Source organism: Paenibacillus sp. USHLN196 (genome assembly GCF_037144955.1).
GTDB classification, from domain to species: Bacteria; Bacillota; Bacilli; order Paenibacillales; family Paenibacillaceae; genus Paenibacillus; species Paenibacillus xylanexedens_C.
Map to the genome: position 1 here is coordinate 23,633 of NZ_JBBCYH010000030.1, position 9,320 is coordinate 32,952.

11 protein-coding genes are annotated in these 9,320 nt (G+C 44.4%); 9 read left to right on the forward strand and 2 right to left on the reverse strand.

The features are described 5' to 3' along the window. The first annotated feature begins 170 nt into the window (after window positions 1-170). The 4 genes from WFI24_RS33900 (at window position 171) to WFI24_RS33915 (ending at window position 2,342) form a co-directional block, all read left to right on the forward strand. Window positions 171-959, forward strand: coding sequence for a CPBP family intramembrane glutamic endopeptidase (locus WFI24_RS33900; protein ID WP_336766189.1), 789 nt, complete (start codon window positions 171-173; stop codon window positions 957-959). Between the two features lie 135 nt (window positions 960-1,094). Continuing rightward, window positions 1,095-1,331: a DUF6953 family protein gene (locus WFI24_RS33905; RefSeq protein WP_036607962.1), complete on the forward strand. Its 237-nt coding sequence runs from the start codon at window positions 1,095-1,097 to the stop codon at window positions 1,329-1,331. 395 nt (window positions 1,332-1,726) lie between these two features. Next, complete coding sequence (locus WFI24_RS33910; RefSeq protein WP_024633772.1) at window positions 1,727-1,927, forward strand: cold-shock protein; 201 nt, start codon at window positions 1,727-1,729, stop codon at window positions 1,925-1,927. A 187-nt stretch (window positions 1,928-2,114) separates the two neighbouring features. Beyond that, the gene (locus WFI24_RS33915) at window positions 2,115-2,342 is read left to right on the forward strand and encodes a cold-shock protein (protein ID WP_017691121.1); all 228 of its coding nucleotides are present in this window, start codon (window positions 2,115-2,117) and stop codon (window positions 2,340-2,342) included. A gap of 245 nt (window positions 2,343-2,587) precedes the next feature. Here the strand turns inward: WFI24_RS33915 and WFI24_RS33920 are convergent, their stop codons facing one another. Next, on the reverse strand, window positions 2,588-2,950 hold the full coding sequence (locus WFI24_RS33920) for a hypothetical protein (protein WP_336766205.1): 363 nt from the start codon (window positions 2,948-2,950) through the stop codon (window positions 2,588-2,590). A 164-nt stretch (window positions 2,951-3,114) separates the two neighbouring features. Between WFI24_RS33920 and WFI24_RS33925 the strand changes: the two genes are divergently transcribed. After that, a complete protein-coding gene (locus WFI24_RS33925; protein WP_336766207.1) occupies window positions 3,115-3,849 on the forward strand; it encodes a class I SAM-dependent methyltransferase in 735 nt (244 codons plus the stop codon). Window positions 3,850-3,905: 56 nt separating this feature from the next. On the opposite strand, the gene WFI24_RS33930 is transcribed toward WFI24_RS33925, so the two are convergent. Then, window positions 3,906-4,550: a GntR family transcriptional regulator gene (locus WFI24_RS33930; RefSeq protein ID WP_336766209.1), complete on the reverse strand. Its 645-nt coding sequence runs from the start codon at window positions 4,548-4,550 to the stop codon at window positions 3,906-3,908. Between the two features lie 322 nt (window positions 4,551-4,872). Here WFI24_RS33930 and WFI24_RS33935 point away from each other — a divergent pair, with 322 nt between their 5' ends. From WFI24_RS33935 to rocF, 4 genes are all read left to right on the forward strand, one after another. Next, window positions 4,873-5,694, forward strand: coding sequence for a transporter substrate-binding domain-containing protein (locus tag WFI24_RS33935; RefSeq protein ID WP_336766212.1), 822 nt, complete (start codon window positions 4,873-4,875; stop codon window positions 5,692-5,694). A gap of 23 nt (window positions 5,695-5,717) precedes the next feature. Then, entirely contained in the window at window positions 5,718-6,374 is a 657-nt protein-coding gene (locus tag WFI24_RS33940; protein WP_336766214.1) for an amino acid ABC transporter permease, read from the forward strand. 142 nt (window positions 6,375-6,516) lie between these two features. Beyond that, window positions 6,517-7,737 carry an ornithine--oxo-acid transaminase gene (locus WFI24_RS33945; protein WP_336766216.1) on the forward strand — a complete coding sequence of 407 codons (1,221 nt, stop codon included), beginning with the start codon at window positions 6,517-6,519 and terminating at the stop codon, window positions 7,735-7,737. Further along, window positions 7,727-8,689 carry an arginase gene (gene rocF / locus WFI24_RS33950; protein ID WP_336766218.1) on the forward strand — a complete coding sequence of 321 codons (963 nt, stop codon included), beginning with the start codon at window positions 7,727-7,729 and terminating at the stop codon, window positions 8,687-8,689. The genes WFI24_RS33945 and rocF overlap by 11 nt, the downstream gene beginning before the upstream one ends. The last annotated feature ends 631 nt before the right edge of the window (window positions 8,690-9,320 follow it).

Genomic DNA, 9,320 nt, shown 5'->3' on the forward strand with positions numbered 1-9,320 from the left:
GCCATACCTGATTTTAGGGGAAAAGCATTTGGGATAAGTCTCTTTTTTGTTACTTTTATAGTTTTATCCATAATAGGGATATTCATTATACTGATCATGTGATACAACTATATTGGCATATAAATTCATGTGACAACGAAAAAAGTAAATGAAGTGAGGGAGATTAATGTATGATCAATTCGCAATCTAAGTCAAAACGTTCTTTTTCCAAGCGCAAGCCCGTGCTCACCGTCGTGATTATTGAGCTGCTTCTCTTGTTGGCGGTATTTGCTGCAGGTGCCATTGCAACGATAAAGCAACTTGATTACACTTCCCCTGTACTTATCTCCTTTACACCCATTGCCATTGTGCTAATTATCTATCTGACGTTAAAGCGCAAGTGGGGAGAGACTGGATTCCGTTCCTTGCGAAGTATCCCGGCGGGGCACGCAAAGTATTATATTCCACTACTCCTTGTACTGGGTACACTTGCCCTGAAAGGATTTGGGGGGCTAACCCTGTCCAAGGTGGCTTTTTTCGTATTTTTCACCTTGCTCGTAGCTTTTGTTGAGGAAACGATCTATCGTGGGCTTATTTTCAAAACATTGCTTCAAAAAAGTGCAGTGGCCGCAGTCGTGACCTCCAGCATCTTGTTTTCAATTACACATCTCCTGAACGCATTGTCTGGTCAGAATATGACGGATACGATCATGCAATTGATCTATGCGCTGCTCTTGGGAGCTGCCCTGGCGTTATTGATGCTGAAGAACGGAAATATCGTACCGCTTATATTGTTTCATTTCATACATAATCTGATTCAATTTCTCGGGAATGACCTGCAAGACACAGGAACACTTCCCTACGATCTGTTTATACTGGCAGTACTGATTGTATACTGTGCATGGTTGGTGAGGAGCCATCGAACGAATCCATCTGTTCCTTCCAAAGGAAACAAGCAGCGCAATACGGTTGTTCATTAACGATCCCACCTGGAAATTATCAACGGTTTCCCGTCAGTGGTTGGAACATGGTATACTTCAGTCTGGCGGGAAGACAGGTATGTTCATGTAAGAAGTCTGCCTATCCGTACATTAGTACAGACAGTAGGTGATATTGTGGAAAAGACAGCACAAGGCGTAGCAGAATGGATGGTTCAGGAGATTAAATTCACAGGAACACTTCATCAGGAAGCTGCCATAGAATATGTGAAGACCCATTTTGGGGAAGAGTTTGTTTTTGTGAACGAGAACGGTAATACGTCATTGTCCAAGGAAGTGAAGAAGGCTTTCCGGAAGCTTCATCGTGGGCAGATCGCCTGGGATCGGGATGCATTTATGTGGGCATGGACATAGTGTGTTAAACTGTAGTAAGATTGTTCTTTGGTTGTGGTGGATATGCATGTCAAAATATTATATAAAAAATGTATAAGCTGGATTAGATCTGCATATCCTTTCATAAGACCGTACACGAGCGACTGGGCACATAAGTGTGATAAACCCTGTCCCCGTGCCAGTTAATAACATGTATTTCCAAAGCTGTTTGAAAAGAAAATACAAAGATTTGCTTTTTGGCTGAAATGGAGTTATAATAAAAACAAGTTGTAGAGAGTGGAAAACCTAATTCATATATTGTAAAGGGCGATCACTTATAGGTTTATGACTGGTACCTTTTTCAATGTGTGAATTTTTATTTGCTTGCTGCAAAGAACAAAGGAACATGTTAATCTTTATTTGGAGGTGTAATTCACATGCAAAACGGAACAGTAAAATGGTTCAACGCTGATAAAGGCTTCGGTTTCATCGAAGTTGAAGGCGGAGAAGATGTATTCGTACACTTCAGCGCTATTACAGGCGAAGGCTTCAAAACGCTGGACGAAGGTCAACGCGTGCAATTTAAAATTGTACAAGGAAACCGTGGTCCTCAAGCAGAAGAAGTTGTAAAACTGTAATTAAAGCATAGCTGCCTTTAACATGTTATAATGGTAAAGGCAGCTTCTTTTTTTTGATCAGTTATACAAAAGTTGGCCCAATAGTTGTCGAGGCAGAAGTTCGTGGAACGTAAAACTTCCGCTAAGTGTTGGCTTCTGTGAAATAACGTCGGTTAGATGTTTTTCCATAACAAAGGGGGTAGAAGTCATGTATAATCGCAAAAAACCGTTGGAAGAGATTCCACAAGCTGATGCGGCAATCTGGGAATGTACGAGTGATACGTGCAAAGGATGGATGCGGGACAATTTTGCGTTTGATAACGTACCTACTTGTCCGATATGTGCTTCTGAGATGGTTAGCACGACCAGGATGCTACCATTGCTTGAGAATTCGAATAGTAATCTGAAAACGATGCCTAAAGGAAATCGGATTTAACATAGCTTACCCGCCTCTAACGAGGTGTTTTTTTTTAAGATTAAACAGACACCCTGTGCGAAGGTAAGGGTATTAAATATGAAGTTCCCGGCATTCGTTTTGGCGAATGCCTTTTTTTGTATCATTTCTAACTGAAATTTCATTGTAATTGACGTGTATAGTACGAACAAGACAAAGAACCTTTTTGCATATAGCGAAAAGGTTCTTTGTTATGTCTATAATTTTAAGCCACTTTCAGATTGGGGTTAGATGAAAAGGAATGGAAGCAACAGTAGTGTAGACACAAGAGCGAGATCATACCCTGCACCGTAGCCATAACCACCATAACCATATCCTCCGTATCCTCCGTATCCACCATAACCACCGTAAGCTGAAGATTTTGCTTTCTTAGCTGATACTGCGTTTTTCTTGCTGTTTCTACGAAGTTGTTGCTTGGATTTCACTGAAGACAGGCGCGGCCCCTCGAAGCATCCATTCAAATATACCTTTCCATCTCGGCAACCTCCAAGTGTGCCGTACATATGCTTACCATCTTTCATGATAAGACAAACGGAACGTCCCACGTGCGGAGACACCGTCTCTTCACATACCGGATGAATTCTATGCATGCATATCCCCCTCATTGTTGCGGTTTGCCGCTAAAATCAACGGTTTGTATATCATAGTAAATAGAAGAGGAATTGGTATGGACGAGTACCCGGGAAATCGAATAGGGAGGAGCCGTTTTTGAGTCTGATCCATACACTGGAAGGAATGAGGGAGGGAATGCTGCATGGAATATCATGACATGCTGGCTCGGTTGGGAGAGGGGAGTGCCCATCCCGGAGGATTTTTGGCAACGATGAAGTTGCTGGATAGCTTATCACTGCCTGTGGGTAGTCATGTCCTTGAGGTAGGGTGTGGTACTGGGAGGACCGCGTGTTACCTGGCTAAAGGTGGGTATCGGGTAACGGCGATTGATCTTCATCGCAATATGCTGGATAAGGCAGTTCGGCGAGCGAGAAGAGAACGGGTGGATGTCCGATTTGTTCAGGCCGATGTAGCAGCGCTACCTTTTCCGGATAATCATTTTGATGTCGTATTTGTGGAGTCGGTTACGATATTCACCTCATGGCGGAGTGCACTTGCCGAATATAGAAGAGTTTTGAAGCCGGCCGGACTTTTGGTGGATCGGGAGATGGTTCTATCCGGACGGAAGACTGAATTGATGAGCCGCAGGCTGAAACAATTTTACGGCATACGAACCCTGGCAACGATGACAGTGTGGAGAAAGCGCCTCAAACAGTGTGGTTTCACTAAGATTGAAGTTAAAGAGCATTCGCGATCCATGGGAAAATGGGGCGTGGACCATGATCCGTATCGCGAGATGGATATGAATTGGTTTGAGGATGAACGTATGCAGCGTATGAGTCGCACCAATGATCGTTTACTCGCTAAATACGGCAAAAAATTAGGATATGCTGTTTTTGTGGCTAGGGCACCATTGGAGCTCAAAAAGGAAAAATAGGAAAAAGGCAACTCACATTATCGTGAGTTGCCTTTGGTTTGTTGAGATATCTCGTATTAGAGCATATCGTTATCGATAATACGCCAATGGTGCTTAAGCAGGGATTCCAGTTGTGACTTATCCTTGACTCTAAATGCGTTTAAAATTTGACGGTGCTCTTCATTGACCTCAAGTAATACCTCAGATAGCTTTGGCTTATTATCACTAACATATGACTGCCGGATGAAGCTGTTCTTCAGCGTGTTTAACATCTCAATTACTGTGGCGTTACCACATCGCTGGATGTACAGGTTATGGAACTGGTATTGGTTCTTGTTATAAGCAGCAAGATCAAGTTGGCTAATATCCTCGTCCATTCGGAAAATCAGAGTTTCCATCTCCATCAGTTCGGACGGTTTGAGGTGATCTGCTGCGAGTGTGGCAGCAAGTGCCTCCAGTACACCGATTGCCTGGGAGAACTCCAGTTTTTTGCCTGCATCAAAAGGAGTGACAATAAATCCCCTGCGTGGGATGTATTGCAGCAGATTGTCCGAGGCCAGCTGGAAAAGCGCCTCCCGGGTAGGTGTGCGACTGATGTCCAGCTTTTTGCATATCTCGGCCTCGTTGATCTTCTGATTGGGAAGTAGCGTCCCGTCCTGAATCTTTTGGGCAATGTAATCGTATACGTGATCTTTCAAGGACCGGTATTTGGGTACCTCCATACCGAATCCTCCTTTCTATGTATAGTGATGATTGGATGGGTGTGGGGCCATACTGTGCACGCCGTTCAGGAGTTTCAAGTTTTTATCATCTTAACACCGAGGGGGAAGTTGGGCAAGCAAACTTCATGTTTCAACCGATGTAAGTGCTGTGTTATATATAGCACATTTTATGGAATTAGAGCGTATAAATGTGTAAATAATCATTGTGATAAACCAGAATGTTTGTTAGTATAACTTACATATAAGTCCATATATTGCCTTGTGTGTATTGTATACAAATTTATGATGCTACTCATTCAAAAAAAGAATAGGGGTATGATGTGTGAAAAAAGTGCTGTTGCCAATGATGCTGTTGTTAGTGGTTGTGATCATGTCCGCTTGCGGGCAGGAAAAAACGACAGAAACCGTATCGGAATCTGCTTCATCCTCGGGAAATAGATCGACGGAAAAGGAAGTCATCGTGCTTGGAACCAGTGCGGACTATGCACCCTATGAATTTCATAAGAAAATCGATGGTAAGGATACCATCGTAGGTTTTGACATCGAGATTGCCAAAGCGATTGCGGCTGATATGGGAGTTGAGTTGAAGATTGAGGACATGGACTTTGATGGCCTTCTTATGGCCCTTGGTACGGATAAAGTCGATTTTGTAATATCGGGCTTAACCCCTACCGAGGAACGCAAGAAGAACGTTGATTTTACAGATATCTACTATTATGCAGAACAGGCTGTACTCGTTAGAGAAGGTGAAGATGCGGCATTGAAGTCCATGGATGATCTTTCGGGCAAGCAGGTTGGCGTACAGAAGAGTTCCATTCAGGAAGGGATCGCTCAGGAAATCGAGGGAGCAAAGCTCACTTCTCTCGCCAAAATACCTGAACTGATTCTGGAATTGCAGACGGGGCGCGTAGACGCACTTATTCTAGAGAAGCCGGTGGCTGAGCAGTATGTGAGCAACCAAAAGGGACTTGTTGTTGCGGGTGTAGAGATTGAACAGGCTGAAGATGAGGGGGGTTCGGCCATCGCGGTGAAGAAAGGTAATCAGGAGCTGCTGGATCAGATTAACACTACATTGAAAAAACTCAAATCGAATGGAGATATTGAACGTTTTGTCGTTGAAGCGAATGAGATGCTCGGTGAATAAAACGGACGAGTGAGGGATATGCCGTGAATTTAGATTTTTCCTTTCTATTAGAGCATTGGCAGGATTATGCACGAAGTGCGTGGGTTACGCTTGAGCTTTCCTTCTTCGGTGTATTGTTTGGTACGTTGCTTGGTGTGATCATGGCACTAATGCGCATATCCCGAGTATGGCCAATTAAATTTGTGGCATCGGCGTATATTGAACTCATTCGAGGGACGCCGATGCTGGTACAGATTCTTATTATTCATTATGGTCTGACGGTTATAGGTGTGAACTTACCGGCATTTATGTCGGGGGTGGTGGCTCTAACTATGAATAGCTCAGCTTATATGGCGGAGGTGTTCAGGGCCGGGATTCAAGCGATTGATAAAGGACAGACGGAAGCTTCGCGCTCCCTTGGCATGACGCATGGTATGACACTTCGCTACATTATACTGCCACAGGCTTTTCGTAACATGCTCCCAGCGATCGGCAATGAATTCATTATTATCATTAAAGATTCTTCGCTAGTTTCCATGATCGGTATAGCCGAGATTATATACACGGCCAGAACAGTTCAGGGCGTTACGTTCCAGCCACTTGCACCGCTGCTTGTTGCCGCCGGACTCTACTTTATAATCACATTTACACTGGCCAACTTGCTCTCCTGGTTAGAACGTAAACTGTCTCCTTCTCGATAACTAAGGATGAAGGGATCATTTCGAAGAAGAGCTGGGAGTAGGCTGCTGTGGAAATAGTGGGATGTAGTCGTAAATGGCGGTGGTATCGCATACATTGATATTGTATTTTGTATACAATATTTTGGAAAGGTGTTGGGCGTGTATGTCAGATTCCAAAATGTTAATTGATTGGTCGGAGCGTTATGCTGCACCTAATTATCATCCACTCCCTATTGTTATTGAACAGGCGGAAGGAGTATGGGTAGAAGACCCTGAAGGCCGCCGTTATATGGATATGTTAAGTGCTTACTCTGCATTGAATCATGGTCATAGACATCCTGTGATCATACAGGCGCTCAAGGACCAGGCAGATCAGGTTACGCTGACATCACGGGCATTCCATAGTACTTCAGCTTCTTTTTTCTATCAGAAACTCTCACAATTCACGGGAAAATCCAAGATTCTTGCCATGAATACAGGAGCTGAAGCAGTGGAGACTGCGGTAAAGGCGGTGCGCAGGTGGGCTTATCGTTGCAAAGGTGTACCGGAGAACCAAGCCGAAATTATCGTATGCTCTGGTAACTTTCACGGAAGAACTCTGACGGTCACGTCGTTCTCTTCTTCGGCGGAGTATAAAAAAGATTTTGGACCGTTCACACCTGGATTCCGAATTATTCCCTATGGAGACATTGAAGCACTGAAGCAAGCCATTACACCGGATACGGCTGGCTTTCTTGTAGAGCCCATTCAGGGTGAGGCTGGAATTGTTATCCCGCCCAATGGATATCTGGCTGAAGCTTTTGCATTGTGCAAACAACAGCAGGTGCTGACTGTATCTGATGAGATCCAGACCGGTTTTGGAAGAACAGGTCGCCGTTTTGCCTCCGACTGGGAAGGTGTTGAACCAGATATCTGGATTATGGGCAAAGCGCTGGGGGGAGGAGTCATGCCCATCTCGGCTATTGCTGCTAATGCGGAGATAATGGATTTGTTTGAACCCGGGTCTCATGGTTCTACGTTTGGCGGGAATCCACTCGCCTGCGCCGTGGCTGTAGCAGCTCTGAAAGTCCTTGGGGATGAGAAGCTCGCCGAGCAATCGGAGCATCTGGGCAACTATTTTATGAAAAGACTTCGTGATATTCGCAGTTCGGCTATAAAGGATATTCGGGGGAGAGGTTTATTTATTGGGGTTGAGTTGTATGGATCAGCACGTCCTTATTGCGAACGTTTGATGTCTGCTGGACTGCTGTGCAAAGAAACCCATGAGACAACTATTCGGTTTGCTCCACCACTAACGATTAAAGAGTCCGAGATTGACTGGGCATTGGAGAGAATTGAGCTGGTTTTGACAACCAATGAAGGAGCTGACCTACATGAAAAATGATGATGTCCTTGATGGCATACAAGATACTTCTACTAATACAGTTGATATTTCTCTGCGGCGCGATGTTGCCATTATTAAGGTTCCTTTCGGACTCGGTGGAGCGAGAGGCGGTGCAGAGTTGGGGCCCGATGAATTAATTACAGCTGGACTGAAGCGGGAGATCGCGAGCCTGGGGCTAGTGCTTTCCAAAGAAGTGCGGGTAGAGTGTCCGACTGAACCATCTGTCCCTGCTGAGCGGAATCGGGTGAAATATTTAAACGAAGTACGGCAGGTCAGCGAGAACGTGTTTAATGAAGTATCTGTTGCGGTAGAGGAGGGGGCCTTTCCGCTTGTGCTTGGAGGAGATCATAGTGTAGCGATAGGTACTTTCGCCGGATTAACTGCGCATTATTCTAATCTGGGGGTGATCTGGTTTGATGCCCACGCAGACTTGAATACGGAAGAACGAAGCTTGTCTGGTAACATGCATGGGATGAGTGTGGCTGCTTCTTTGGGTCATACTTCATATAATCTGTCTCACATTGCCGGGGCAGGCGCATTTATAGATCCATCCAACTTGGTCTATATTGGTCTGCGTGATCTGGATGAGTATGAGAAGGAACAGATTAAGGGACTGGGCATCCAAGCATTTACGATGCATGATATTGACAGGATGGGTATACAGCAAGTTATTGAGCAAGCAATAGCTATAGCTGGAGAAGGAACGGATGGTATCCACGTCAGCTTTGACATGGACTGTCTGGATCCGCGTGAAGCTCCGGGGGTGGGCACACCTGTACCGGGTGGTTTGAATTACCGGGAGGCACATTACGCATTAGAGCTAATTGCTTCCACGAATCAAGTTACGTCCATGGAACTGGTTGAAGTGAACCCATTGCTTGATCACAATAGACACACAGCGAGACTTGGGGTAGAACTGATCGCTTCGCTACTTGGTAAGCGGATTTTGTAAGCACTGAGAAGAGAAGCTGGTTGTGCGTGTAGTGCTTAACGGATGATAGTCTTATTTATATAGAAGAAAGAGAAAAAAGAGATTTGCGAAAACCAGGGCTAGTCACAATGAATGTCCTCTGAAATCGTAGTGAATATGGCTTCCCTGGTTAAGTTTATTGGATAAGTAATAGATGCTTTGTGATAAGGATGCTGAGGTTATTCATAGTACAGGGATGACAGATTACAACATATTGGCCGGATGAAGCAGGTATTTTCAATATCAAAAAAAGACTTGCAATGTAAATCTGTACATGGTATATTCTAATTCCGCCCAAGAAAACACGGTTCACACGGTGCGGCAAGCGAAACGGATAAGCTTCGAAAGAAACTTAAAAAAAGAGCTTGCAAAGTTGGTTCGGATGTGGTAAGATATAAAAGTTGCTGAAGAGAACGACATTCGGTGACGAAACAAGTTTGATCTTTGAAAACTGAACAACGAGTGAGTAAACATTCTGCTTGCAGAATGAACGCGAAAGTTGGAAACAAGCCTTGGCTTGAATCGACTGGAGCACAAATGAGATGTTTAATCTCGTCAGATTCAAAATGAGCTTATCGCTCTTTTCAATACTTTATTGGAGAGTTTGATCCTG